This is a genomic window from Okibacterium fritillariae (genome assembly GCF_052783725.1).
In genome coordinates, this window is record NZ_CP199917.1 from 1 (window position 1) to 25,420 (window position 25,420).

The following is a 25,420-nucleotide window of genomic DNA, read 5'->3' on the forward strand; positions in this document are numbered from 1 at the left end:
CCTCATCTGGTGGTGTTAAAGCGAAAATGGCCACCCAAGCGTGTTGGGTGGCCATTTTCAATGTTAAGTCCGGCGGTGTCCTACTCTCCCACAGGGTCCCCCCTGCAGTACCATCGGCGCTGAGAGTCTTAGCTTCCGGGTTCGGAATGTGACCGGGCGTTTCCCTCTCGCTATGGCCGCCGAAACATTAGGGATCATACGATCAGTTCATGTTCCGAAGACTTCACCCCTGGGAACCTGTCACAACACGGGTGTTGTGGGGTTCTGAACGGGTGTAGCTGTTCAGTTATGTTGTGTTGCTTTGTTCTCGACCGTACATCGAGAACCACAGAGTGGACGCGTAGCATCATGTCATTCGATACGAATTTCATGCTTCACCCCTCAAAGGGGGTGGTTGATTATCAAGTTATCGGCTTATTAGTACCGGTCAGCTCCGAGAGTCTTTAGTCCTCTCTTCCACATCCGGCCTATCAACCCAGTCGTCTGGCTGGGAGCCTCTCGCCCGAAGGCATGGAAATCTCATCTTGAGGCCGGCTTCCCGCTTAGATGCTTTCAGCGGTTATCCATCCCGAACGTAGCTAATCAGCGGTGCTCCTGGCGGAACAACTGACACACCAGAGGTTCGTCCAACCCGGTCCTCTCGTACTAGGGTCAGATCCTCTCAAATTTCCTGCGCGCGCAGCGGATAGGGACCGAACTGTCTCACGACGTTCTAAACCCAGCTCGCGTACCGCTTTAATGGGCGAACAGCCCAACCCTTGGGACCTACTCCAGCCCCAGGATGCGACGAGCCGACATCGAGGTGCCAAACCATGCCGTCGATATGGACTCTTGGGCAAGATCAGCCTGTTATCCCCGAGGTACCTTTTATCCGTTGAGCGACAGCGCTTCCACAAGCCACTGCCGGATCACTAGTCCCGACTTTCGTCCCTGCTCGACTTGTCAGTCTCACAGTCAAGCTCCCTTGTGCACTTACACTCGCCACCTGATTGCCAACCAGGTTGAGGGAACCTTTGGGCGCCTCCGTTACTTTTTGGGAGGCAACCGCCCCAGTTAAACTACCCACCAGGCACTGTCCCTGAACCGGATTACGGTTCGAAGTTAGATATCCAGAGTGACCAGAGTGGTATTTCAACGATGACTCCACGAACACTAGCGTGCCCGCTTCACAGTCTCCCACCTATCCTACACAAGCCACACCGAACACCAATACCAAGCTGTAGTAAAGGTCACGGGGTCTTTCCGTCCTGCTGCGCGTAACGAGCATCTTTACTCGTAGTGCAATTTCGCCGAGTTCGCGGTTGAGACAGCTGGGAAGTCGTTACGCCATTCGTGCAGGTCGGAACTTACCCGACAAGGAATTTCGCTACCTTAGGATGGTTATAGTTACCACCGCCGTTTACTGGGGCTTAAATTCTCAGCTTCGCCTTACGGCTAACCGTTCCTCTTAACCTTCCAGCACCGGGCAGGCGTCAGTCCGTATACATCGTCTTGCGACTTAGCACGGACCTGTGTTTTTAGTAAACAGTCGCTTCCCACTGGTCTCTGCGGCCCTGCAGCGCTTACTGGAGCAAGTCCATTCACGCCTTAGGCCCCCCTTCTCCCGAAGTTACGGGGGCATTTTGCCGAGTTCCTTAACCACGATTCTCTCGATCTCCTTAGTATTCTCTACCTGACCACCTGAGTCGGTTTGGGGTACGGGCAGCTAGAACCTCGCGTCGATGCTTTTCTTGGCAGCATAGGATCATCGGATCATGCCCTTACGGGCTCCCCTTAAGTTCTCAGCCTTCATGAGAGACGGATTTGCCTATCTCTCGGCCTACAACCTTGGCCTAGGACAACCATCGCCTAGGACCGACTACCTTCCTGCGTCACACCTGTTAATACGCTAACCGCACCAGCATAGGGTCGAGCGCTAGGCCTTGACCGTCACCCCGAAGGGATCAGTGACAAGGATTCAGACTCTTAGCATCACTGGATTAGTTTGGGCGGTTCTTCGCCGGTACGGGAATATCAACCCGTTGTCCATCGACTACGCCTGTCGGCCTCGCCTTAGGTCCCGACTTACCCAGGGCGGATTAGCCTGGCCCTGGAACCCTTGGTCTTTCGGAGGACGGGTTTCTCACCCGTCTTTCGCTACTCATGCCTGCATTCTCACTCGTGTGGCGTCCACGGCTGGTTCACACCGCCGCTTCACTCGCCACACGACGCTCTCCTACCCATCCATACGCCTGGACCCACAAGTGGGCCGGGCTAAAATATAAATGCCACAACTTCGGTGGCGTGCTTGAGCCCCGTTACATTGTCGGCGCGGAATCACTTGACCAGTGAGCTATTACGCACTCTTTCAAGGGTGGCTGCTTCTAAGCCAACCTCCTGGTTGTCTGTGCAACTCCACATCCTTTCCCACTTAGCACGCGCTTTGGGACCTTAGTTGGTGGTCTGGGTTGTTTCCCTCTCGACTATGAAGCTTATCCCCCACAGTCTCACTGCTGCGCTCTCACTTACCGGCATTCGGAGTTTGGCTGACGTCAGTAAGCTTTTGGGCCCCATCGGCCATCCAGTAGCTCTACCTCCGGCAAGAAACACGCAACGCTGCACCTAAATGCATTTCGGAGAGAACCAGCTATCACGAAGTTTGATTGGCCTTTCACCCCTATCCACAGCTCATCCCCTCCATTTTCAACTGAAGTGGGTTCGGTCCTCCACGACGTCTTACCGTCGCTTCAACCTGGCCATGGATAGATCACTTCGCTTCGGGTCTAGGACATGCGACTGAATCGCCCTATTCAGACTCGCTTTCGCTACGGCTACCCCACACGGGTTAACCTCGCCACATATCGCTAACTCGCAGGCTCATTCTTCAAAAGGCACGCTGTCACCCCTACAAGGAGGCTCCAACGGTTTGTAAGCAAACGGTTTCAGGTACTATTTCACTCCCCTCCCGGGGTACTTTTCACCTTTCCCTCACGGTACTTGTTCACTATCGGTCATCTGGGAGTATTTAGGCTTATCAGGTGGTCCTGACAGATTCACACGGGATTTCTCGGGCCCCGTGCTACTTGGGATACTCTTCGGGCGATAACTGCATTTCGACTACGGGGTTCGCACCCTCTCTGACTGATCATTCAAAATCATTCGTCTATACAGCGCTCTAACCCTTCTCCATCGGCAGACAGAAAAGAAAAGTCCCACAACCCCGACCATGCAACTCCTGCCGGATATCACACATAATCGGTTTAGCCTGTTCCGGTTTCGCTCGCCACTACTCACGGAATCGCTTTTGCTTTCTCTTCCTGAGGGTACTGAGATGTTTCACTTCCCCCCGTTCCCTCTACCCGCCCTATATATTCAGGCGGGAGTCACCAGGTCACCCAAAGGGCCTGGCGGGGTTTCCCCATTCGGAAATCCTCGGATCACAGCTCGTTTATCAGCTTCCCGAGGCTTATCGCAGATTACTACGTCCTTCTTCGGCTCCAGATGCCAAGGCATCCACCGTTTGCTCTTAGAAACTTGAAATCACATGAGTTCGAATCGAATTTCTCGTAAGAAATTGACCAATGGATCACCAACACCGAAGTGTTGGATAAATCATTGTGTTTATCAAGACACGGAACATAAAGTTCCGCATCTAAGATGCTCGCGTCCACTGTGTAGTTCTCAAAGTACGGGCGGTACCTACCCAACCGGCCAGTAATGCCGATCAACTAGGTCCCAGACCAAAAAGGTCCGTAAGAGTCAGTCCCGCAAATCCCCCTCAATAGGAGGCCTTCACGTTTCTGGTCCCTCAGGACCCAACAGCGTGCATACACCACCACTCCCCTGCCACAACTTTCCAATCTCCCGAAGAAGACGTACTCGCCGTAAACACGTTCACGATGATGTCAATGTCAATGTTCCACCCATGAGCACCACGCGAGAACATTCGTCTCGATCGCGGCTCTGGACACCTCAACGAAGAGGCGCCATATGCTCCTTAGAAAGGAGGTGATCCAGCCGCACCTTCCGGTACGGCTACCTTGTTACGACTTAGTCCTAATTACCGATCCCACCTTAGACAGCTCCTTCCACAAGGGTTAGGCCACTGGCTTCGGGTGTTACCGACTTTCATGACTTGACGGGCGGTGTGTACAAGGCCCGGGAACGTATTCACCGCAGCGTTGCTGATCTGCGATTACTAGCGACTCCGACTTCATGAGGTCGAGTTGCAGACCTCAATCCGAACTGGGACCGACTTTTTGGGATTCGCTCCACCTTGCGGTATTGCAGCCCTTTGTATCGGCCATTGTAGCATGCGTGAAGCCCAAGACATAAGGGGCATGATGATTTGACGTCGTCCCCACCTTCCTCCGAGTTGACCCCGGCAGTATCCCATGAGTTCCCACCATTACGTGCTGGCAACATAGAACGAGGGTTGCGCTCGTTGCGGGACTTAACCCAACATCTCACGACACGAGCTGACGACAACCATGCACCACCTGTATACGAGTGTCCAAAGAGTTGACCATTTCTGGCCCGTTCTCGTATATGTCAAGCCTTGGTAAGGTTCTTCGCGTTGCATCGAATTAATCCGCATGCTCCGCCGCTTGTGCGGGCCCCCGTCAATTCCTTTGAGTTTTAGCCTTGCGGCCGTACTCCCCAGGCGGGGAACTTAATGCGTTAGCTGCGACACGGAGACCGTGGAATGGTCCCCACATCTAGTTCCCAACGTTTACGGGGTGGACTACCAGGGTATCTAAGCCTGTTTGCTCCCCACCCTTTCGCTCCTCAGCGTCAGTTACGGCCCAGAGATCTGCCTTCGCCATCGGTGTTCCTCCTGATATCTGCGCATTCCACCGCTACACCAGGAATTCCAATCTCCCCTACCGCACTCTAGTCTGCCCGTACCCACTGCAGACCCGAGGTTGAGCCTCGGGATTTCACAGCAGACGCGACAAACCGCCTACGAGCTCTTTACGCCCAATAATTCCGGACAACGCTTGCACCCTACGTATTACCGCGGCTGCTGGCACGTAGTTAGCCGGTGCTTTTTCTGCAGGTACCGTCACTTTCGCTTCTTCCCTGCTAAAAGAGGTTTACAACCCGAAGGCCGTCGTCCCTCACGCGGCGTTGCTGCATCAGGCTTTCGCCCATTGTGCAATATTCCCCACTGCTGCCTCCCGTAGGAGTCTGGGCCGTGTCTCAGTCCCAGTGTGGCCGGTCACCCTCTCAGGCCGGCTACCCGTCGTCGCCTTGGTGAGCCATTACCTCACCAACAAGCTGATAGGCCGCGAGTCCATCCTTGACCAAAATTCTTTCCACAACCAGACGATGCCGTCGGTTGTCATATCCGGTATTAGACGCCGTTTCCAGCGCTTATCCCAGAGTCAAGGGCAGGTTACTCACGTGTTACTCACCCGTTCGCCACTAATCCACCCAGCAAGCTGGGCTTCATCGTTCGACTTGCATGTGTTAAGCACGCCGCCAGCGTTCGTCCTGAGCCAGGATCAAACTCTCCGTAAATGTTTATCTGCCAACCACTCCCAAAGAAGCGACGGCACATTCAGATGTGTGAACAGCCACCGGAATAGGCGAACAATCCACACGAGTTCAATCTGACCAAATCCGAATATCAACTGACATTCATTTTCAATCTCAAAGAAATCTCAAACACCCAAAAAATGGATGCCGAGGTTATTTGGCATTTGACATTGTGCACGCTGTTGAGTTCTCAAAGATCAGACGCACCCAACAAACCCACCCGAAGGCTGTTCATCAGGGCAACTTCTCTAACCTACCACATCTTGAAGTCTTGTCAAATCGAACCGGTTTGTCATTTTCAGGCAGACTGATTCACATCGAAGATTTCGTTGTGTGGGTTTTCCACGCTGACACGATGATCCGTAATCGGATTTTGTGCTTCTCAGCGGGGGTTTTGGTTGACTTCGCTTCTGGGCCTTTCGGCTTCCGTCCCCGGCAACTTGTCTACTGTACGACAGATTCAGAGGCCGTAGAAGCCATTTCTCATACACGAGCCGTTTCCACGGCCGCGATGAGGCGGGGATTGCTCTGTTTACCGGGGAAAAGTGATTCTGGAAAAACTTCTGAAGAATTTCGGGGTGGCCCGTCTGGCCCGGATATCCTCGGAATGGCGGGGTGTGACGCGGGTGACACGGCCGCTCAGGCGAACACGAAAGGCCGCACTCGGTGAGCGCGGCCTTTCTAGCGGGTGGTGAACCCAGGGGTGTTACACCGGGCGACTACTTCGTGAGGGAGTCCACGTAGTCGCGGTTGTCTTCGATCCACTTCGCCACGATGGGCTCGTAGTCGTCGCTGGAGTTCTCGTTGAACATGGCGTTCTCCAGCGAGTAGAGCTGGTCGCTGTCCATGGTGAAGTTCTTGATCCATCCCTCGAGGGTGGGGAACTTGTCGCCGAACTGCTTGCTGGATACCGAGTGGATACTCTCGGCATCCCCCAGCGTGCCCTGCGGGTCTGCGAGGTCCTTCAGGGGGAAGGCGTCATAGGCCCAGTGCGGCGTCCAGAGCGTGACGACGACGTTCTCGCCGGCATCCGTGCGGGACTTCAGCTCGGAGAGCATGGCGGCCGTCGACGAGGTGAGGTACTCCATGTCCTCCAGACCGTAGCCGGGGATGACCTTCTCCTGCGTGGCCTCGGTGAGACCGGCACCCGGCTCGATGCCGATGAGGCGGTTGTCGAAGAGGTCGGCGTTGTCGGCCAGCTCCTCGAGGGAGTCGATCGGGGCGTCCTCGTTCACGGCGATGGTGAGCTTGGCGTCGTCATTCCAGGCACCGAGGTCGGTGACATCCTTGCCGTAGCGGTCCATGTAGGTTTTGTGGGTCTGGGGGAGCCACGTGTCGAGGACCAGGTCGTAGTCGCCCGAAGAGAGTCCCTCATAGACGGGGGCGACGTCGGCATCCTCGAGTTCGACGTCGTAGCCCTTCTCCTCGAGGACGGCCTTCCAGAGGTAGCTGGCGGCCACCCCTTCGTCCCAGCCCTGGAAGACGGCGATCGTGACATCCTTCTGGTCGCCGTTGTCGAGGGTTTCGGCGGTGCCGGACGAACAGCCGACGAGGCCGACCATTCCGGCGAGCGCGACAGTGGCGAGGGTTGCTGTGGTGCGGTTCTTCATTGTTTCCTTTCGTCCCGTCGGAGAAGACGGGGGTGGGGGTATGGGGCGCGGCGGGGTCAGCTCGAGGTGCGAAGCATCACTGGGACGCGCGTGCAGAGGCCGGGGCCGGGGGGAGAGGGGCGCTCGAGGCGGCGGGGGATGCGGCATCCGCTGCGCGTTCGGTGCGAGAGGGGCGGCGAGCGCGACGCGTGCCGAAGGACGCCGTGAGGCGGTCGAGGAAGATGGCGAGGATCACGACCGCGAGACCCGCCTCGAAGCCGAGACCCACGTCGACGCGGCCCAGGCTCGCGACCACCTGGGCACCCAGACCACCGGCGCCGACGAGACCCGCGATGACGACCATCGAGAGCGACAGCATGATGACCTGGTTGATGCCCGCCGAGATGCTGGGCATGGCGAGGGGCAGCTGGATCTGGCGCAGGATGCGGCCGGGGGAGGCACCGAACGCCTGGCCGGCCTCGACGACCTCCTTGTCGACACCGCGGATGCCGAGCTCGGTGAGGCGCACGCCGGGGGCCATCGCGAAGATGATGGTCGCGACGATTCCGGGTACCACGCCGACGCGGAACAGGATGAGGGCCGGAATCAGGTAGACGAAGGCCGGCATGGTCTGCATGAAGTCGAGGATCGGTTTGATGATCTTGGACGCCGTATCCGAACGCGCCGCCAGGATGCCGACGGGAACGCTGATGGCGATGGCGATGGCGCTGGCCACGAGGACGAGCGCCAAGGTATCCATGGCGTTCTCCCACTGGTCGACGCCCACGATCAGGAGGAAACCGACCGCCGAGCCGAGCGCGAACTTCCAGCCGCGCACGAAGAAGGCCAGCGCGACCGCGACGATGATGACGGCCCAGAACGGGGGAGAGGCGAGTACCAGGTCCACCGCGTCGTAAAGGGCGGCGAAGATGGCTCGCAGGACCGCGAAGAAGCCGCTGAAGACATCCGTGATGAAATCGACGACGCTTTCGGCCCACTCGCCGAGGGGAATGCGGAACTCGTTCATACGAGGGTCCCTTCTGTGCTGCTGTTCGGGGCCGTGACGCGCAAGGTCTCGGTAATGGTCTCGACCGAGACGCTGGGTGCCGGTTCGATGGTGTCGAGCTCGGAGGTTGTCGTCGGCACGTTTCCGAGCGCGGCGAGCAGGGTGACGCGGGGGATGGCGCCGAGCAGACGGTTCTCGGCGTCGAGCACCGCGACGGGCAGCGGGCTCTCGACGGCGCTCTCGAAGAGGTCCGTCAGGTGGACGTCACCCGTGACCGTGGCGGCGTCGTTGCGGATGACCGTGCTGAGGTCGGTTTCGTTGGCCTTGACCAGACGCAGCACGTCCTTGTCGCGCACCACACCGAGGAGGCGACGACCCGGGCCGACGACGAACGCGGCCGACGTCTGCAGGTCGCGCATGGCACGGAGGGCGGCGCGCGGGCCGGCGGCGACCGAGACGACCGAACGGGCGGGCTCCATGACACCCGCGGCGGTGAGCACACGGGCGCGGTCGACATCCTGCACGAACTGGGCCACATAGTCGTTGGCCGGGTCGGTGAGGATGTCGTTGGGGGTGCCGACCTGCACGATGCGGCCGTCGCGCATGACCGCGATGCGATCGCCGAGGAACATGGCCTCGTTGAGGTCGTGCGTGATGAAGATGATGGTCTTGCCGAGCTCGGCCTGCAGTTCGACGAGCTGCTCCTGCATCTCGCGCCGGATGAGCGGGTCGAGAGCCGAGAACGCCTCGTCCATCAGCAGGACGTCGGTGTCGGCGGCGAGCGCGCGGGCCAGACCGACGCGCTGCTGCATGCCACCCGAGAGCTGCGCGGGGAGCTTGTCGGCCCATCCGTCGAGCCCCACACGCTGGATGATGCGCTCGGTCCGTTCGCGGCGCTCGGCGAGGGGCATGCCCTGGATCTCGAGCCCGTAGGCCACGTTGTCGCGCACACTGCGGTGGGGGAGGAGCGCGAAGTGCTGGAAGACCATCGAGACGTTCTTCTTGCGCACCTCGCGCAGCTGGGCGTCGGAGATGCCGGAGATGGGCGAACCCATGACCTCGACCGTTCCCGACGTCGGCTCGAGCAGGCCGTTGAGCATGCGGATGAGCGTGGACTTTCCCGAACCGCTCAACCCCATCACGACGAAGATCTCGCCCTGCTTCACCTCGAACGAGGCGTCGATCACCGCGGCTGTGCCGAGGCCGGTGAGCTCGTCGCGCGCACTTCCCGCCGCGAGACGCTTCACCACCTCCCGCGGTTTTCTTCCGAATACCTTGTATAGATTCCGTGCGCTGACGGCAACCATTTCTGACACGTGTTCTCCAGCGCATTGCCGACGCCGGGCGCGGGCAACGCATTTCGTTTCTCACGGCCGGGTCACGGGGCGCGCGTCGGAACCCGCCACATCAAGCGGCGCACGAGTCGTTGCGGAACGGACTCAGCGCGGCGATACGGGTTCGCGGTCTGGCTGCTTCGGAGCCGGCCAGAACGCCCTGGACCATACGACCGCGGCGCGCGGACCCGGAGGCCCTGCACCCCGATCGCGGACTGGGTGTGTGGTCGTCATGACCGTCGTCCAGCCTAACGACGGGCGGCCGAGTCGCCTATTCGGGGGACATCGAGAACGGCCGGATGTCGCGGCGAGACGGGCTTCGCGGCGCCCTAATGTGGCCCTGACCAGGCAATCGGCATTGTTGTCCTACCGTGACCTTCGAGGGCATCGAGAAGCGCCATCGAAGGCGTCCAGCCGGGGCGATCTGAGCGACGTTCGGAGCCCGGCGCGGCGAGATGACCCCGTCGCGCGATCGCGCCGCGCGGGGGGCCGTCCGTCAGTCGAGGAGGAGCGCCGGTTCTTCGATGATGGCCGCGACGTCCGCCAGAAAGCGGCTCGCCACGTCGCCGTCGACGACGCGGTGGTCGAACGAGGCGCCCAGGGTCGTGACGAAACGGGGGCGCACCTCGCCATCCACCACCCACGGCTTCTGCTTGATCGTGCCGAGCGCGACGATGGCCACCTCGCCCGGGTTGAGGATGGGCGTGCCTGTGTCCATGCCGAAGACGCCGATATTGGTGATCGTGATGGTGCCCTGCTGCATATCGGAGGGCGGCGTCTTGCCGTCGCGCGCCGTCAGCGTGAGTTGTTCGAGGGCGCGGGCCAGCTCGAGCAGCGTCATCGCCTGAGCGTCTTTCACGTTCGGCACGATGAGGCCGCGCGGGGTGGCTGCCGCGACACCGAGGTTGACGAAGTGGCGCACGATGATCTCTTCGTCGGTCCAGGCCGCGTTGACCATCGGGTTGCGGCGCACGGCCCAGATCATGGCCTTGGCCATGATGAGCAACGGCGACACCTTGACGCCCGCGAAATCGGTGGAAGCCTTCAGCCGCTTCACGAATTCCATGGTGCGGGTGGCATCGACATCGACGAACAGGCTCACGTGCGGGGCCGTGTAGGCCGACTGCACCATGGCATTGGCGATGGCCTTGCGCACACCCTTGACGGGGATGCGCTCCTCGCGCTCGGGCGCCCACTCGGGCGTCTCGATGTTGCGGAAGACCTTCGGCTGGCTGGCCGCGCGCACGACGTCGTCGCGCGTGATCTCGCCCGCGAGACCCGTGCCCTCGAGCGTGTCGAGCGCGACGCCGAGGTCTTTCGCGAGCTTGCGGATGGGCGGTTTGACGATGATGGGGACGGCGGCCGCGGCCGGCACCGACGCCAGGACAGAGGCCGGGGGCGCGGGACGGAGGTTCTGGCGTGACGTGGCCGTGCGGCGGCTGGAGACCTGGCCGCCCGTGCCGTAGCCCACCAGGACGCTGCCCTGCTTGGGCTCCTCGGAGGCGATGGAGTCACGGGTATCGGAGACGGACTGCTGAGCCGATGCGGAGGCCTCGGCCTGAGCTTCGGCCTGCGCCAGCGTGGCCGGGACATCGGCCGTGCCCGCCATGCGGAACTGCGCGCTCTCGGCGGGGCCGGCTGCCGCGGCGGCCGAAGGGATGTCGCCGACGCTGCCGGTACCCACGGTCGTGGCGGTGCCCGAACCGGAGGGGGCGGCGGCCGCAGAAGCGGGACCGGACGCGGAGGGGGTGGCTGCGGCATCCGCCGACTCGCCCGACTGGATGGTGACGATGTGGGTGCCCACGTCGACCGTCGTGCCCTCGTCGACCAGGATCTCGCCGACCGTGCCGACGAACGGCGACGGCAGCTCGACGAGCGACTTGGCCGTCTCGATCTCGACCAGCACCTGGTTGAGCGCCACGTGATCGCCGGGGGCGACCTTCCACGACACGATCTCGGCCTCGGTCAGGCCCTCGCCCACATCGGGAAGAGGAAAGCGCATCTCGCTCATGAGTTAGTCCATTCGGTGCGTGCGGTGCCGCTCGGGGCGGTACGGGTGAAGCGGGGTTCGCCGGCGCAAGGCCGGCCGGGTGTTGGCGTGCCGGCTAGTAGGCCAGCGACCGGTCGACGGCCTCGAGGATGCGGTCGGCGTCGGGCAGGAACAGACCCTCGAGTTTGGCGGGCGGGAACGGCGTATCGAAGCCGGAGACCCGCAGGACGGGCGCCTCAAGCGAATAGAACGCGCGCTCGGTGATGGTGGCCGCGATCTCCGACCCGATCGACGCGAAACCGGAGGCCTCCTGCGCGACGACGGCGCGACCGGTCTTGCGCACGCTCTCGACGACGGGACCGTAGTCGACCGGGGAGAGAGAACGCAGATCGACGACCTCGACCGAGGTGCCCTCGGCGGCGGCCAGCTCGGCGGCCTGCAACAGCACGGTGACCATGGCGCCGTGGCCCACGAGCGTGACGTCGGTGCCGGTGCGGACCACGCGCGATGCGTGCAGCGGAACGGCCGACGACGAGAAGTCGACCTCACCCTTCGGCCAGTAACGGCTCTTGGGCTCGAAGAACATGACGGGGTCGTTGGAGGCGATGGCCTCCTGAATCATCCAATAGGCATCGTTGGGCGTCGACGGGCTGACCGCGCGGAGGCCCGGCGTGTGCGCGAAGTAGGCCTCGGGGCTCTCCTGGTGGTGCTCGACCGCGCCGATGTGCCCGCCGTAAGGAACGCGGATGACGAGGGGCATGCTGAGCTGGCCCTCGTGCCGGTTGGTGAGCTTCGCCAGCTGCGACGTGATCTGGTCGAAGCCGGGGTAGATGAAGCCGTCGAACTGGATCTCGCACACCGGTCGGAAACCGTGCATGGCGAGGCCGATGGCCGTGCCGATGATGCCCGACTCGGCGAGGGGCGTGTCGAGCACGCGGTCGGTGCCGAACTCGGGCTGCAGGCCCTCGGTCACGCGGAAGACGCCGCCGAGACGGCCGATGTCCTCACCCATCATGAGCACGCGCGGGTCGTCGAGCATGGCCTGGCGCAGACCCGCGTTGAGGGCCTTCACCATGGGCAGGTTCTCGATGCCGCGCGGGGCCTCGGCTCCGTCGCCGCCGGTGGCCTGCGTGTTCGTCATCGTGTCGCTCATGCGGACTCCCCGCCGTTCATCGAGTTCTCGTACTGGGTGAGCCACGCCTTCTGCTCCTCGAGGAGCGGGTGCGGCTCGGAGTAGACGTGATCGAACATGAGACTCATGTCGGGCGTCTCGAGGGCCAGGGTGCGGCGACGGATGTCGGACGCGAAGTCTTTGGCCTCGGCATCCACATCGTCGAAGAAGGACTGCGGGGCACTCTGCGAGCGCAGGTAGGCCTCGAAGCGCGCGATGGGATCTTTGGCCACCCACGAGTCGAGCTCTTCCTGCGTGCGGTACTTGGTGGGGTCGTCACTCGTGGTGTGCGCGCCGATGCGATAGGTGAGCGCCTCGATGAGCTGCGGGCCCTGACCGGAGCGCGCATCGTCGAGGTGCTTGGCCGTGACCGCGAAGCTCGCCAGGACGTCGTTGCCGTCGACCTGCACGTTGGGCACACCGAAGCCGTCGCCGCGTCGGTGCAACGGTGTGCGCGACTGCGTGGTGACGGGCACCGAAATGGCCCAGTGGTTGTTCTGCAGGAAGAAGACCTGCGGGGTCTGGTAGCTCGACGCGAAGACGAGGGCCTCGCTGACATCCCCCTGGCTCGTGGCGCCGTCGCCGAAGTAGACCATGGTGGCCTCGTCGGTCTCGGGGTTGCCCGTGTTGGTGCGACCGTCGAGCTTCTGGCCGAGCGCATAGCCCGTGGCGTGCAGCGTCTGCGAGCCGATGACGAGCGTGTAGAGGTGGAAGTTGCCGTTGGTCGGATCCTTCGGGTCCCAGCCACCGTGCGTGACACCGCGCAGCAGGCGCAGCACGTTGAGCAGGTCGATGCCGCGCACGAATCCCACGGCGTGCTCGCGGTAAGAGGGGAAGAGGTGATCTTGCGGCCGGGCGGCGTGGGCCGAACCCACTTGGGCGGCCTCCTGCCCGAAGCTCGGCACCCAGAGGGCCAGCTGGCCCTGGCGCTGCAGGTTGGCCGACTCGACGTCGAACGCCCGCACGACCGACATGTCGCGGTAGAACCGGCGGTGGTCGGCCTCGGTCAGACGCTCGAGGTAGGGGGCGTACTGCTCGCTCTGCTCGGAGACGCTGAACACGCCGTCCGTCGACAAGAACTGCACGGCAGGCGAAGCCTGATCATGAAGGGGAACTGTCACCGTTCTAACCTAACGTCGAGTGGGGATGTGCGGCGGGAAGCAGCTGGGCGATCTCGTCGGCCGCGCGGAACAGGCTCGCGATCGACTCCTCCTCGCCGATGCTGATGCGCACGCCGGAACCGGGGAAGGCCCGCGCCACGATGCCGTGGGAGTAGAGGACGTCTTGCACACGATCGGTCTCGTCGCCGGCGCCCAGCCAGATGAAGTTGCCCTGCGCCTCGGGAACGCGCAGACCGCGGTCGAGGAAGCCGTCGCGGATGACATTGCGGCGAGCGCGGATGTGCGACACACGCTCGGCCAGCTCGGAGTCGCGCTCGAGCGATGCCAGGGCGGCGACCTGCGACGGCTCGGTGACCGACAGCGGGATGGCGCTCGCGCGGGCGGCGTTGAGGATGTCGACGGGCCCGATCGCCCAGCCGATGCGCAGCCCGGCCAGACCGTAGGCCTTGGAGAAGGTGTGCAGCACCACGAGGTTGGGGTAGCGACCCGTGAGCGCGAGACCGTCGACGGCGTCTTCGCGGTCGATGAACTCGTAGTAGGCCTCATCGAGGAGGACGAGCAGGTCGTCGGGGATGGATTCCATGAAGTCGGCGAACTCGGCGGCGCCGACCACGGTGCCCGTGGGGTTGTTGGGGGAGCAGACGATGACGACGCGCGTGCGCTCGGTCACGGCCTCGGCGAGCGCGGGGAGGTCGAGCGAATCATCCGCTTTCAGGGGCACCTGCACGCTCGTCGCGCCCGCGACCGTGACGAGACCCGGGTAGGCCTCGAACGAGCGCCAAGGGTAGACGACCTCGTCGCCCGCTCCGGCGGCCGCGCTGATGAGCTGGCTGATGATCGACACCGAACCGGCGCCGATGTGCACCTCGTCGACCGAGACGCCGTTGCGCGCGGCCAGCACCTCGCGCACGGCGAGCGCCGTGGCATCCGGATAACGGTTGAAGGATGTCGCACGCACGACGTCCTCGATAACACCGTCTAGGGGAGGGTAAGGGTTCTCGTTGCTCGACAACTTATAGGCGTCGACGGGGGCCGGTTTGCCCTGCTTATAAGGGGGCAATGCGACGATTTCCGGGCGCAACTTGACGGGTCGGCGTTCGGCGGAGGTCATTGTGCGATTCTACGGCGCTGAGATTCCGAGCACGGAATACGGCCAACGGGCGAATAACAGCTTTGTCACGACGGGAGGCCGATGGGATAGTGGGTTCCATGGGCAAATTCTTGATACGGATCGTGATCAACGGCGTGGCGATCTGGCTCACGACCCTCATCGTGGCCGGCGTGCATGTCACCCCCTATGACGACGGCATCCTGCCCACGGTCGTCACCTATCTGGTGGTCGGGCTGGTGTTCGGAATCGTCAACGCGATCATCGGCACACTCATCCGTATCGTCGCCTTCCCGCTCTACATCCTCACGCTCGGGCTGATCTCGTTCATCGTGAACGGCATCCTGCTGCTCATCACCGCCGGCGTCACCTCCTGGTTCGGCTTCGGCCTGACCATCGACGGTTTCTGGTGGGGTGTGCTCGGCGCCCTCGTGCTGGGCATCATCAACTGGATCTTCGGGGCCATCCTGAAGCCCCAGTTGAACGAAGGTCGACGCTGAGTTGACCGGCCAGAAGGCCGACCTCGACGCCGAGCCCCCGCAGAAAGAGATCGTCCCCTATCGGGTGAGTTTCGTGTGCGCCGGCAACATCTGCCGCTCACCCATGGCCGAAGTCGTGTTCCGCTCCCTCGTGCGGGGCGCGCGGCTCGAAGAATACGTCGTCACCACCTCGGCCGGCACGGGTGACTGGCATGTGGGGGAACAGGCCGACCACCGCACCGTGGCCGCTCTCGCGCGGCGCGGCTACGACGGTTCGGCGCACCGGGCGAAACAGTTCGACCCCGGCGAGTTCGGCAAGCTCGACCTCGTGGTGGCCCTCGACCGCAGCCACGACCGCATCCTCAAGGCCTGGGCGCCCACCGAGGGCGAGCGCAGCAAGGTGCAGATGCTGCTGAGCTTCGACGCGCGGCAGGCGCACCTCACCGATGTGCCAGACCCCTACTATTCCGACGATGCGATGTTCGACCAGGTTCTTGGGATGATTGAGCAGGCGTGCAAGCACCTCTTCCGCCAACTCGAACCCGCCATCCGACAGGGAGCCCTCCGATGACCTCACTTCCCCCTCAGCCGCTCAGCCCGCTCGACGGCCGCTACAAGGCCTCGGTGCAGCCGCTCGGCGAATACCTGAGCGAGGCCGGTCTCAACCGGGCCCGCGTGCAGGTCGAGGTGGAATGGCTGATCTACCTGACCGACCACAGCATGTTCGGCTCGTCGCCGCTCGAGGCGGCGCAGAAGGAGAGCCTGCGCGCGCTCTACACCGAGTTCTCGCAGGCCGACATCGACTGGCTGGCCGAGAAGGAAGCGGTCACGCGCCACGACGTGAAGGCCGTCGAATACCTCGTGCGGCACCGCCTCGACGAACTCGGGCTGGCGTCCATCGCCGAGTTGACCCACATCGCCTGCACGAGCGAAGACATCAACAACCTCAGCTACGCACTGACGGTGTCGCTGGCCGTGCGCGAGGTGTGGCTGCCGGCCTACCGCGGCGTGATCGCCGAGCTGACGCGTCAGGCGCAGGCCTTCCGTGCCGACGCCATGCTGAGCCGCACGCACGGGCAGCCCGCGACGCCCACCACCATGGGCCGCGAGCTCGCCGTCACCGCGTGGCGGCTGCGACGCATCGAGACACAGATCGAGGGCACCGAATACCTCGGCAAGTTCTCGGGTGCCACCGGCACTTTCGCGGCTCACGTGGCCGCCGACCCCGAGGCATCCTGGACCACCATCTCGCAGGAGTTCGTCGAATCGCTCGGGCTCACGTGGAACCCGCTGACCACGCAGATCGAGTCGCACGACTGGCAGGCCGAGCTCTACAACCGGGTCTCGCACGCCAACCGCGTGCTGCACAACCTGGCCACCGACATCTGGACGTACATCTCGATCGGCTACTTCCGGCAGATCCCCGTCGCCGGCGCCACCGGGTCGTCCACGATGCCGCACAAGATCAACCCCATCCGCTTCGAGAACGCCGAGGCCAACCTCGAGCTGTCGAGCGCCCTGCTCGACTCGTTGGCGGCCACGCTCGTCACCTCGCGGCTGCAGCGCGACCTCACCGACTCGACCACGCAGCGCAACATCGGCGTGGGTCTCGGGCACTCGCTGCTGGCGCTCGACAACCTGGCGCGCGGCCTGCGCGAGATCGACCTCGACCGCGATGCCCTGGCCTACGACCTCGACCACAACTGGGAGGTTCTCGCCGAGGCCATCCAGACCGTCATCCGCGCCGAGGTGGTTGCCGGGCGTTCGTCGATCGACGACCCCTACGCGATGCTGAAGGATCTGACCCGGGGTAAGCGCATCGGTCGCGACGACCTGGTCTCGTTCGTCGAGAAGCTCGACATCGGGGATGCGGCGAAGGCGCGTCTGGTTGCGCTGACGCCCGCCACGTACGTGGGGTTGGCCGACGAGCTGGTGGACCGGTTGCCGCAGGCCTGAGCGCTGAACGCAGAATAAGAAGAAGCCCCGACCGGATGTGGTCGGGGCTTCTTCTGTGTGTGCCAGTGATTAGTGAGGAGAGACCGGGGACTCGTCGTCTTCGTCGTCGATCTCGTGCCGCTCGATGTCGTCGGGTTTGATCGACAGCACGAACATGGCGATGACGACGAGCGTGACGACGAACGCCACGCCGAAGGCGACGAGGGCGATGACGGGCTCGCGCGTGGACATGAGCACGATGACGCCGGTGAAGACGGCCGCGATGGCCGCCATCACGAGAAGTTCGATCGGTTTCAGGATCTCGCGGCGGGACGGTTGGCTCATGAGGAGGACTCCACGGGTGTAGCTTCGGTGCGTCGATCGGCCGAGGCGCCCCATTTGAGGGAGAGCCCGCCGATGAGCAGGTAGACGCCGAGCACGGCGGCGTAGGCGCCGAACATGCCGACGGTGACGACCGCGGACGTGAGCGAGCGCTCGACGCCGTCGGGGCCGACGAAGTGTTGGTCGAGGCCGCCGGGCACCAGCAGCACGGCGATCGCGAGGATGAGCCCGAAGGCTCCGGCGGCGAGCCATTCGCGGGCGGCGGCGAGCGTCTTGCGAGCGCGCAGGCCGGCGATGAACTCGGTGGCGCCCGTGATGGCGGCCCAGAGGACGATGAGCCACATGAGCGCGCTGGTGCCGTTGCTGCGCACGATCAACGCGATGATGCCGGCGACGGCCGTGAGGGCACCCGAGGTCATGATGAGACGAATGCTCAGTGCGTCGACGTGGCTCGCCGCTTCGGCGCGACGTGCCAGGAGCGCTGTTGCGATGCCCGAAGGAATCGCGAACAGGGCGAAGACCGTGAGCCCGAATTCGGGGGAGTGGTCGGCCGAGAAGGTCACGACGGCGGCGATGACGAGCGCGAGCACGGCACGGACCACGAGAGCGATCCAATAACGCGAGCTCGTGGGCTCAGCGACAGCGGATCGTGCCACGTGCGGCGCCTCATTTCTCGTCAGGGGGATGCATCCATCCTACGCGCTCGCGCTGAGCGGGGGCGGTGTGCCGATCGCGCGGGAGACGGCGCGCGCCGAGCTACATGCCCGGCGCGAGGTCCGCGAAGCGGGAGTAGTGGCCGTGGAACGCCACGGTGACGGTGCGCGTGGGGCCGTTACGGTGCTTGGCGACGATGAGGTCGGCCTCGCCCGCGCGCGGGTTGTCTTTCTCGTAGGCGCTCTCGCGGTGCAGCAGGATGACCATGTCGGCGTCCTGCTCGAGCGAGCCGGACTCGCGCAGGTCGCTGATGGCGGGCATCTTGTCGGCGCGCTGCTCGGGGCCACGGTTCAGCTGCGACAGCGCGATGACGGGCACCTTGAGTTCTTTGGCGAGCAGCTTGAGCGCACGTGAGAACTCGGAGACCTCCTGCTGGCGGCTCTCGACGCGCTTACCGCTCGTCATGAGCTGCAGGTAGTCGATGACGACCATCTTGAGGCCCACGCGCTGCTTGAGCCGACGGCATTTAGCGCGGATCTCGACGAGCGTCATGTTGGGGCTGTCGTCGATGTAGAGGGGAGCGTCGTTGATCTTGCCGCGCGTCGACGCGAGCTTGGTCCAGTCGCGCTGGTCGACGTTTCCCTTGCGCATGCTCTGCAGGGGCACGGATGCCTCGGCCGACAGGAGTCGCATGGCGATCTCGCTGCGACCCATTTCGAGCGAGAAGACGATGGTGGGCTGGTCGTTGTGAATGGCGGCGGCGCGCGCGAAGTCGAGGGCCAGCGTGGATTTACCCAGTGCGGGGCGGGCGGCGACCAGGATGAGCTGGCCCGGGTGGAAACCATTGGTGAGGTCATCCATCTCGATGAAACCCGTGGGAACACCCGCCATCTGACCGTCGGTTCCGCTCGCGGCCTCGATCTCGTCGAAGGCCGCGCCCACGGCGTCGCTCAGCGGCACGTAGTCTTCGCTCTCGGTGGACCCGGTGACGCCATAGATCTCGGCCTGCGCGTTGTTGACGAGGTCGAGCACCTCACCCTCACCCGCGTAACCCATCTGCACGATGCGCGTGCCCGCTTCGACGAGGCGGCGCAGCAGTGCGCGCTCGGCGACGATGGAGGCATAGAAACCGGCGTTGGCAGCCGTGGGAACGAGGCTCGTCAGCGTGTGCAGGTAGTCGGCGCCGCCGGCGCGCGACAGCTCGCCCTGTTTGATGAGTTCGTCGGTGACGGCGATGACGTCGGTGGGCTCGCCCTGCGAGTACAACGCGAGCAGGGCGTCGAAGATGATCTCGTGTTTGGGGACGTAGAAGTCGGGGCCGCGCACGACCTCGACGACGTCGGCGACGGCATCCTTCGAGAGGAGCATGCCACCCAGGGCGGATTGTTCGGCCAACAGGTCGTGCGGCGGGGTGCGGTCTGAACCGTAGGACGGGTTCGAGCCCGAGCGATCATCTGCGAGGCCGAGGTGGGCGATTGACACTCTGGTCTCCTTCCCTGGTGCACACGTAGTTTTCGGGGCGCCACAGGCACGGGAACCACCAACGGATGCTGGAGCAGCGTGTCACTTCGGGTGCGGCGTCTGCTCTAGTAAACCTCCGACCGCTGACAGTGCTGGATCGGTGACTCGTTCTCGCGTCTTCGCTCGGGAACGAGGCGCTGCCCCACACTAGGGACAGCCGTCTCTCCACAGCAAATGTGCCTGTGGATAACTTTGTGCATAACATGGGCGAAACGCCGCACGCTGTGTGCACAACCTGTGTGGAAAGCTGTGGATAACGAAATAATTTACTGACCGAAAGTCTGCTTGATCAGGTTATTAGTCACTCACAGGCAGCCGGTGGAAAACTCTTTCGATCACACATTGAATGTTCACAACGTGCCGTTAACCTGTGCATAGATCGACTTGACTCGCAACTCGCCACGGGTGTACGACGTCCGATGGGCCCGCGCACAACGACGCCCGGTGCCTCGAACGCGAGCGACACCGGGCGGCGACTTTCTCTCGGAATGGGCCGCCGACCGGCCCCTCCCGTTGCGACTTTATTCGTGTACCGCGAGACCCTTCACGGCCGGCCCCTCGAGCAAGTGCCCCTGCGCCGTGAATCGAGAACCGTGCAACGGGCAGTCCCACGTCTTCTCCTGGTCGTTCCACGACACGACTCCTCCAAGGTGGGGGCACACCGCACTGACCGCACAGGTCTTCCCGTCGACCGTCGAGGTGCCGACCGGCGCGAGACCGTCGGAGGCGCGCGTAACCACCCCATCGCCCTCGGCCGGAGCCTCAGAAGGCGCCCCCGTGAGCACGTGCGCCCAGCCCTTCACGATCTCCACGCCGACCTCGGCGTTGTGCAGGGCACCTTCCGCAAAATCGGCAGGCGTCGTGATGCGCGTGCCCCAGACCTTCGCCCAAGCGGGCTGCTCGGCATCCGTCAATTCGGCCAGCAAACGCAGGGATGCCGCGGCCGCATTCGTCATTCCCCACTTGTCGTAGCCCGTGGCCATGTAGACCTTGCCGCGCCCGCGGGGGAGTGCCCCGACGAAGGGGATCTGGTTGTGCGAGCTGTAGTCCTGCGCCGACCACGAATACGCCACCTGAGCACCGGGGAAGTGCTCCTCGGTCCAGCTCACCAGGTCGGCGACCTTCTCGCGTTCCGAGCCGCCGCGCCCCACGGGGTGGTCGTTGCCGCCGACGACGAGGTAGTCCACGCCATCCACTGTCGCCTGGCGCACCGAACGGCTTGGGGTGTCGGCCGAGAGGTACATGCCCTGGGGGATGATCGAGGCCCCCGTGAAGGCGATGGCGTAGGAGCGCGTGGGTGCGACCTTGGCGAAGTAGCCGCCGCGGTCGAGGATCGGGATGCCCGTCGCCAGCACGACGTTCTCGGCGTGCACGTCACCTCGCTCGGTTTCGACGAGGGTGGGCGATTCGATGTCGACGCCCGTCACGCGCACGCCCGACACCACGCGGCCGCCGTGAGCCCGAATGTCGGCGATGGCGGCCGGGATGAAGTCCATGGGGTCGAACTGGGCCTGGTCCGGCATCCGCACGGCGCCCTCGATGTCATAGGGCAGCTCGGATGCTTCGACCCACTCGACACCCAGACCGAGCTTCTCGTTGGCCTCGAACTCCTTACGCGCCTGTTTCAGCCCCTGATCTGACACCGCATAGGTGTAGGAGTCTCGGATATCGACCGGGACGCCCCACTCGGCGCACAGGGCCAGCAGAAGGGCTTGCCCGTCGGTGTTGGCCTCGACATACGCGCGGCCCAGCTTCTCGGAGTGGTGGGACAGGATGGTCGACAGCTTCGTGCCCTGCAGGACGCTGATCTTGGCGGTGGTGTTGCCGGATGTCACGGCCCCGGGCGTGCGCGCCTCGAGCACGAGCACATCGACGCCCGCGCGGGCCAGCAGGGTGGCCGTGATGAGGCCCGTGAGGCCCGCACCCACCACGATGACATCGGCGCGGTCTTCGACCACGAACGGGTCGCTGACGAATTCGGGGGCGTGTGCGTTCCACAGCGATACGGGGCTCATCGTCATCCTCCTCGGGCGGCCAGGCGTCGCGGCCACGTCTCCATGATCGGATGACGCGCGAACGACGGTCTACGGCTCGACAGACCTCGGATGATGCGCTAACAACCCCATTGCGCACCCGAGAGCGGGCACTTAGCGTCGAACCGCACGGCTGCACAGCCGAGCACCGCATCAGGACGAGAGGACGACACATGTCTCATCACGACGACGACATCGCATCGGGCGACTACCTGCGAGAGGACGAGGCGACGGCTCCCGTTGCCGAAGAGGACAACGAGGTCATCAAGAAGGTCGACCCGGATGACTCGGACGAGGTCGCGGGCGAGGCCACCGACTGAGCGACACTCACTCGCGCGCACGCAAAAGCGGGGGCCCAGGCAGATGCCCGGACCCCCGCTTTCGTGGTGTTACTTGGCTGCAACCACCTGAAGGGTGATCGTGGCCGAGAGGTCTTCGTGCAGGCGCACCGTTGCGGTGTGCTCGCCGACGACCTTGATCGGGTTGGGGATCTCGACCTTGCGCTTGTCGACCTCGCCGACGCCCGACGCGGAAACCGCGTTGGCGATGTCGGAGGTCTTCACGGACCCGAACAGACGGCCTTCGGCGCCGGCCTTGACCGTGAGCTTGACCTTGTTGTTCTCGAGCTTCTGCTTGAGGTCCTGGGCTTCTTCGAGCGTGGCGAGCTCACGAGCGGCGCGAGCCGCCTTGATCTGCTCGATCTGCTTTTCGCCACCGCGGCTCCACGTGACAGCGAAGCCCTGGGGAACCAGGTAGTTGCGGGCGTAGCCGTTCTTGACGTCGACGACGTCACCCGGCTGACCGAGGCCGGTGACCTCGTGCGTCAGAATCAATTTCGACATGGGGTTGCTCCTTAGCGGCCGGAGCCGGCGTAGGGGAGGAGCGCCATTTCGCGGGCGTTCTTCACGGCACGGGCGATGAGGCGCTGTTCCTGCACGGAGACGCCGGTGATGCGACGAGCGCGGATCTTGCCTCGCTCGGAGATGAACTTGCGGAGCGTTGCGACATCTTTGTAGTCGATAACGCCGACGCGGATCGCCTTCGCGGGTGCGACGACCTTTGCGCCCTTACCGCGGGCGGGCTTGCGGCTCGAGCCGCCAGACTTTCCAGCCATAGTAGGTTTCCTTCGTTAAAGTTTTAGAACGGGGTGTCGTCGCCGTACGAGCCGGGAGTGTTCCAGCTGTCGGCGCCTGACGAGGACGACTGAGCGGGGGCGCTTGCGGCCCACGGCTCGTCTTGGACGGCTGCCGGTCCGCGGCCTCCACCGCCGCCGGCGCCACCAGGGGCTCCGGAGGACTGGGCGCGCTGAACCTGAGCGGTCGCATAGCGGAGCGAGGGGCCGATCTCGTCGACCTCCAGCTCGATGCTGGTGCGCTTTTCGCCCTCTTTCGTCTCGTACGAGCGCTGCTTCAGGCGACCGGTGGCGATGACACGGCTTCCCTTGGTGAGCGATCCGGCGACGTGCTCGGCGAAGTCACGCCAGACACTTGCACGCAGGAACAGCGCTTCGCCGTCTTTCCACTCGTTGGCCGCGCGGTCGAAGCTGCGCGGGGTGGAAGCGATGGTGAAGTTGGCAACCGCGAGGCCGTTCTGCGTGTAACGCAGTTCAGGATCGCTCGTGAGGTTGCCCACCACGGTGATTACGGTTTCGCCGGCCATGGGGACTAGGCGTCCTTCTTGGCGGCGCTCTGTGCCTTGCGGGCAGCCTTTTCTTCCGAGCGCTTCTGCTCGAAAGCGACCTGAGCGATGGCTTCTTCGGCCCGCAGCACCTTGGTGCGCATGACGGCTTCGGACAGCTTCAGCTGACGGTCGAGCTCCTGCGTGGCTTCGCTGGTGGCCGTGAAGTCGACGACGGCGTAGATGCCTTCGGTCTTCTTGTTGATCTCGTAAGCGAGACGACGACGGCCCCAGATGTCGACCTTGTCGATCGATCCGCCATCGTTGCGGATGACGTTGAGGAACTTGTCCAAGCTCGGAGCGACGGTGCGCTCATCGATCTCGGGGTCCAAGATAACCATGAGTTCGTACTGATGCGTCATTAACCCACCTCCTTCGGACTTAACGGTTGCAGACTCTCTGCAACAGGAGGGTTGTGGCATCGTGCCCGGCTAGACGTAGCCCAGGCAACCTGCCTATCGTAGCCGACTTCGGCCCGATTACCTACTTGTTGATGGCGACGTTGGCCGCATCTTGGGCTTTCTTCAGGCCGTCGGAGACGGGCGTCTGGCCCGCGAAGATCTGCTTGAAGATGGGGTCGTAAGCGGCGAACCCGGCGGCATAGTTGACGCCGGACGGCGACTCGATGGGCTTCGCGGCCTTCACGGCGTCGAGGAACGGTGTGACGTCGACATCCTGCTTCTTCCAGTAATCGAGGAAGACCTTCTGGGCCGAATCGACGGCGGGCAGTGCGGCGCCGTCGGTGGCGAGGTAGGTGTCACCCTCGGTCGAGCCGAGCCAGGTGAGCACCTTCTTGGTGGCGTCGAGATGCTCGCTCTGCGCGTTGCCGGCGGCCACGATGCCGTTGGTGACCGTGACGTTGCCGGCGGGACCGGCGGGCGCAGGCGCGACGCCCCACTCGAAGTCGGCACCCTCGTCGATGCTCTTGAGGTTGTAGAGGCCCGACTGGAACAGCGCGATCTTGCCCTCGAGGAACGCGTCGCGGCTGAAGTCCGAGTTGTCGTTGGTGTCGGATGCCGGGGGCGCGACCTTCTTGTCGTTGACGGCCTTCACGACATACTCGACGGCCTCGGTCGTCTTGGCATCGGCGAAGTCGAAGTCGTCGCCGTCTTGGAACTGGCCGCCGTTGGAGCCGATGTAGGGGAGCAGGATGGCCTGCAGGTCGTAGCCCAGGTTGGTGCCGAAGGTGGCGATCGCGTTGGCATCGAACTCACCGTTCAGGCGGTCTCGGCCCGACGTGTCCTTCGTCAGCTTTTGGGCGACAGGCAGGAAGGTGTCTTTCGCCTCGTCAGGGTTCCACTCGAGATCCTTGAGCGTCGACGGGTCGATGCCGGCCTCGTCGAGCAACTTCTTGTTGTAATACACGGCGATGCCCGCGTCGTAGGTCTGCGGCACGCCCCACAGGGTCTTGTCCCGGGTGAACTGCTTCACGACGGACGGCGTCCAGTCCTTCTTAGCGTTCTCGCCCAGCGCCGTGTCGACGTCGATGAGGTTGCCACTGTCGGCGTAATTGCCGAAGTAGGAGTTGTTCATCCAGAAGACATCGGCCGCGTTTCCCTCGGCGACGTCGGCGCGCAACTCGGTCCAGTAGTCGGCCCAGGGCACGACCTCGACGTCGACCTCGATGCCGGGGTTCTGCTTCTCGAATTCGGCGAACGACTTCTCGTAGGATGCCGCGGCCGTCTCGTCCCACAGGCGGAACGTCACGGTCGTGTCGGCGCTGGAATCGGCCGAATCGGATGACGTGGACGAACCGGCCGAGCATCCGGCGAGCGCGAGGGCTGCGGTGAGGGCGACCGTGGCCGACTGGAGGAGTTTGTGACGCATGGGGAGCTTTCTATCGGGTGTATGTCATCGCGGCGCACCCGCCACGAACGATCGGACGTCGTTCTGACGGGCTCGCGGTGGGGTTCCGCGACAGGTCGCAATGCCGGCGGCGC

20 protein-coding genes and 3 rRNA genes are annotated in these 25,420 nt (G+C 63.5%); 4 read left to right on the forward strand and 19 right to left on the reverse strand.

The window, feature by feature from the left end; all coding sequences use genetic code 11:
- Window positions 1-67: 67 nt before the first annotated feature.
- From rrf to ACUWEX_RS00050, 10 genes are all read right to left on the reverse strand, one after another.
- Window positions 68-184 (reverse strand): 5S ribosomal RNA (gene rrf, locus ACUWEX_RS00005).
- 213 nt (window positions 185-397) lie between these two features.
- A 23S ribosomal RNA gene (locus tag ACUWEX_RS00010) occupies window positions 398-3,519 on the reverse strand.
- Window positions 3,520-3,980: 461 nt separating this feature from the next.
- Window positions 3,981-5,502: ribosomal RNA gene (locus tag ACUWEX_RS00015) — 16S ribosomal RNA — on the reverse strand.
- The 16S, 23S and 5S rRNA genes sit together here, the layout of an rRNA operon.
- A gap of 737 nt (window positions 5,503-6,239) precedes the next feature.
- Window positions 6,240-7,130 carry a glycine betaine ABC transporter substrate-binding protein gene (locus ACUWEX_RS00020; protein WP_445996703.1) on the reverse strand — a complete coding sequence of 297 codons (891 nt, stop codon included), beginning with the start codon at window positions 7,128-7,130 and terminating at the stop codon, window positions 6,240-6,242.
- Between the two features lie 76 nt (window positions 7,131-7,206).
- Complete coding sequence (locus tag ACUWEX_RS00025) at window positions 7,207-8,136, reverse strand: ABC transporter permease (RefSeq protein ID WP_445996704.1); 930 nt, start codon at window positions 8,134-8,136, stop codon at window positions 7,207-7,209.
- Window positions 8,133-9,422: a quaternary amine ABC transporter ATP-binding protein gene (locus tag ACUWEX_RS00030; RefSeq protein ID WP_445997583.1), complete on the reverse strand. Its 1,290-nt coding sequence runs from the start codon at window positions 9,420-9,422 to the stop codon at window positions 8,133-8,135. The genes ACUWEX_RS00025 and ACUWEX_RS00030 overlap by 4 nt, the downstream gene beginning before the upstream one ends.
- Before the next feature lie 523 nt (window positions 9,423-9,945).
- Window positions 9,946-11,460 carry a dihydrolipoamide acetyltransferase family protein gene (locus ACUWEX_RS00035; RefSeq protein WP_445996705.1) on the reverse strand — a complete coding sequence of 505 codons (1,515 nt, stop codon included), beginning with the start codon at window positions 11,458-11,460 and terminating at the stop codon, window positions 9,946-9,948.
- A gap of 94 nt (window positions 11,461-11,554) precedes the next feature.
- Window positions 11,555-12,514 (reverse strand): alpha-ketoacid dehydrogenase subunit beta, encoded by a 960-nt coding sequence (locus tag ACUWEX_RS00040; RefSeq protein WP_407668746.1) that lies wholly within the window; start codon window positions 12,512-12,514, stop codon window positions 11,555-11,557.
- Between the two features lie 74 nt (window positions 12,515-12,588).
- Entirely contained in the window at window positions 12,589-13,731 is a 1,143-nt protein-coding gene (locus ACUWEX_RS00045) for a thiamine pyrophosphate-dependent dehydrogenase E1 component subunit alpha (protein ID WP_445996706.1), read from the reverse strand.
- Window positions 13,732-13,735: 4 nt separating this feature from the next.
- The gene (locus ACUWEX_RS00050) at window positions 13,736-14,842 is read right to left on the reverse strand and encodes a histidinol-phosphate transaminase (protein ID WP_445996707.1); all 1,107 of its coding nucleotides are present in this window, start codon (window positions 14,840-14,842) and stop codon (window positions 13,736-13,738) included.
- Window positions 14,843-14,940: 98 nt separating this feature from the next.
- On the opposite strand from ACUWEX_RS00050, the gene ACUWEX_RS00055 reads away from it, so the two are divergent.
- The 3 genes from ACUWEX_RS00055 to purB all read left to right on the forward strand — a co-directional run bounded on the left by ACUWEX_RS00055 (window position 14,941) and on the right by purB (window position 17,274).
- Window positions 14,941-15,339 carry a phage holin family protein gene (locus ACUWEX_RS00055; RefSeq protein ID WP_077055531.1) on the forward strand — a complete coding sequence of 133 codons (399 nt, stop codon included), beginning with the start codon at window positions 14,941-14,943 and terminating at the stop codon, window positions 15,337-15,339.
- Between the two features lie 103 nt (window positions 15,340-15,442).
- Complete coding sequence (locus tag ACUWEX_RS00060) at window positions 15,443-15,889, forward strand: low molecular weight protein-tyrosine-phosphatase (RefSeq protein ID WP_445997584.1); 447 nt, start codon at window positions 15,443-15,445, stop codon at window positions 15,887-15,889.
- On the forward strand, window positions 15,886-17,274 hold the full coding sequence (purB, locus tag ACUWEX_RS00065; RefSeq protein WP_445996708.1) for an adenylosuccinate lyase: 1,389 nt from the start codon (window positions 15,886-15,888) through the stop codon (window positions 17,272-17,274). The genes ACUWEX_RS00060 and purB overlap by 4 nt, the downstream gene beginning before the upstream one ends.
- A 69-nt stretch (window positions 17,275-17,343) precedes the next feature.
- On the opposite strand, the gene ACUWEX_RS00070 is transcribed toward purB, so the two are convergent.
- The 4 genes from ACUWEX_RS00070 to ACUWEX_RS00085 form a co-directional block, all read right to left on the reverse strand.
- Entirely contained in the window at window positions 17,344-17,598 is a 255-nt protein-coding gene (locus ACUWEX_RS00070; protein WP_445996709.1) for a hypothetical protein, read from the reverse strand.
- The gene (locus ACUWEX_RS00075) at window positions 17,595-18,251 is read right to left on the reverse strand and encodes a DUF308 domain-containing protein (RefSeq protein ID WP_445996710.1); all 657 of its coding nucleotides are present in this window, start codon (window positions 18,249-18,251) and stop codon (window positions 17,595-17,597) included. Before ACUWEX_RS00075 ends, ACUWEX_RS00070 begins: the two co-directional genes overlap by 4 nt.
- 100 nt (window positions 18,252-18,351) lie before the next feature.
- Window positions 18,352-19,731 carry a replicative DNA helicase gene (dnaB, locus tag ACUWEX_RS00080; RefSeq protein WP_077054646.1) on the reverse strand — a complete coding sequence of 460 codons (1,380 nt, stop codon included), beginning with the start codon at window positions 19,729-19,731 and terminating at the stop codon, window positions 18,352-18,354.
- A 560-nt stretch (window positions 19,732-20,291) separates the two neighbouring features.
- Window positions 20,292-21,785: an FAD-dependent oxidoreductase gene (locus ACUWEX_RS00085; RefSeq protein WP_445996711.1), complete on the reverse strand. Its 1,494-nt coding sequence runs from the start codon at window positions 21,783-21,785 to the stop codon at window positions 20,292-20,294.
- Window positions 21,786-21,976: 191 nt separating this feature from the next.
- Here ACUWEX_RS00085 and ACUWEX_RS00090 point away from each other — a divergent pair, with 191 nt between their 5' ends.
- Window positions 21,977-22,123, forward strand: coding sequence for a hypothetical protein (locus ACUWEX_RS00090; protein ID WP_159449443.1), 147 nt, complete (start codon window positions 21,977-21,979; stop codon window positions 22,121-22,123).
- Between the two features lie 69 nt (window positions 22,124-22,192).
- Here ACUWEX_RS00090 and rplI read toward each other — a convergent pair whose 3' ends face one another.
- From rplI to ACUWEX_RS00115, 5 genes are all read right to left on the reverse strand, one after another.
- A complete protein-coding gene (gene rplI / locus ACUWEX_RS00095) occupies window positions 22,193-22,645 on the reverse strand; it encodes a 50S ribosomal protein L9 (protein ID WP_077054644.1) in 453 nt (150 codons plus the stop codon).
- Window positions 22,646-22,656: 11 nt separating this feature from the next.
- Window positions 22,657-22,917 (reverse strand): 30S ribosomal protein S18, encoded by a 261-nt coding sequence (gene rpsR / locus ACUWEX_RS00100; protein WP_077054643.1) that lies wholly within the window; start codon window positions 22,915-22,917, stop codon window positions 22,657-22,659.
- A gap of 23 nt (window positions 22,918-22,940) precedes the next feature.
- A complete protein-coding gene (locus tag ACUWEX_RS00105; protein WP_077054642.1) occupies window positions 22,941-23,462 on the reverse strand; it encodes a single-stranded DNA-binding protein in 522 nt (173 codons plus the stop codon).
- A gap of 5 nt (window positions 23,463-23,467) precedes the next feature.
- Window positions 23,468-23,842, reverse strand: coding sequence for a 30S ribosomal protein S6 (rpsF, locus tag ACUWEX_RS00110; protein WP_077054641.1), 375 nt, complete (start codon window positions 23,840-23,842; stop codon window positions 23,468-23,470).
- Between the two features lie 121 nt (window positions 23,843-23,963).
- Window positions 23,964-25,307: an ABC transporter substrate-binding protein gene (locus ACUWEX_RS00115; protein ID WP_445996712.1), complete on the reverse strand. Its 1,344-nt coding sequence runs from the start codon at window positions 25,305-25,307 to the stop codon at window positions 23,964-23,966.
- Between the last annotated feature and the right edge of the window lie 113 nt (window positions 25,308-25,420).

Coding starts and splice junctions, on each gene's coding strand:
- ACUWEX_RS00020 (WP_445996703.1), bottom strand. CDS start 7,130: ATGAAGAACCGCACCACAGCAACCCTCGCCACTGTCGCGCTCGCCGGA.
- ACUWEX_RS00025 (WP_445996704.1), bottom strand. CDS start 8,136: ATGAACGAGTTCCGCATTCCCCTCGGCGAGTGGGCCGAAAGCGTCGTC.
- ACUWEX_RS00030 (WP_445997583.1), bottom strand. CDS start 9,422: ATGGTTGCCGTCAGCGCACGGAATCTATACAAGGTATTCGGAAGAAAA.
- ACUWEX_RS00035 (WP_445996705.1), bottom strand. CDS start 11,460: ATGAGCGAGATGCGCTTTCCTCTTCCCGATGTGGGCGAGGGCCTGACC.
- ACUWEX_RS00040 (WP_407668746.1), bottom strand. CDS start 12,514: ATGGTGAAGGCCCTCAACGCGGGTCTGCGCCAGGCCATGCTCGACGAC.
- ACUWEX_RS00050 (WP_445996707.1), bottom strand. CDS start 14,842: ATGACCTCCGCCGAACGCCGACCCGTCAAGTTGCGCCCGGAAATCGTC.
- ACUWEX_RS00055 (WP_077055531.1), top strand. CDS start 14,941: ATGGGCAAATTCTTGATACGGATCGTGATCAACGGCGTGGCGATCTGG.
- ACUWEX_RS00060 (WP_445997584.1), top strand. CDS start 15,443: ATGGCCGAAGTCGTGTTCCGCTCCCTCGTGCGGGGCGCGCGGCTCGAA.
- purB (WP_445996708.1), top strand. CDS start 15,886: ATGACCTCACTTCCCCCTCAGCCGCTCAGCCCGCTCGACGGCCGCTAC.
- ACUWEX_RS00070 (WP_445996709.1), bottom strand. CDS start 17,598: ATGAGCCAACCGTCCCGCCGCGAGATCCTGAAACCGATCGAACTTCTC.
- ACUWEX_RS00085 (WP_445996711.1), bottom strand. CDS start 21,785: ATGAGCCCCGTATCGCTGTGGAACGCACACGCCCCCGAATTCGTCAGC.
- ACUWEX_RS00090 (WP_159449443.1), top strand. CDS start 21,977: ATGTCTCATCACGACGACGACATCGCATCGGGCGACTACCTGCGAGAG.
- rplI (WP_077054644.1), bottom strand. CDS start 22,645: ATGTCGAAATTGATTCTGACGCACGAGGTCACCGGCCTCGGTCAGCCG.
- rpsR (WP_077054643.1), bottom strand. CDS start 22,917: ATGGCTGGAAAGTCTGGCGGCTCGAGCCGCAAGCCCGCCCGCGGTAAG.
- ACUWEX_RS00105 (WP_077054642.1), bottom strand. CDS start 23,462: ATGGCCGGCGAAACCGTAATCACCGTGGTGGGCAACCTCACGAGCGAT.
- rpsF (WP_077054641.1), bottom strand. CDS start 23,842: ATGACGCATCAGTACGAACTCATGGTTATCTTGGACCCCGAGATCGAT.
- ACUWEX_RS00115 (WP_445996712.1), bottom strand. CDS start 25,307: ATGCGTCACAAACTCCTCCAGTCGGCCACGGTCGCCCTCACCGCAGCC.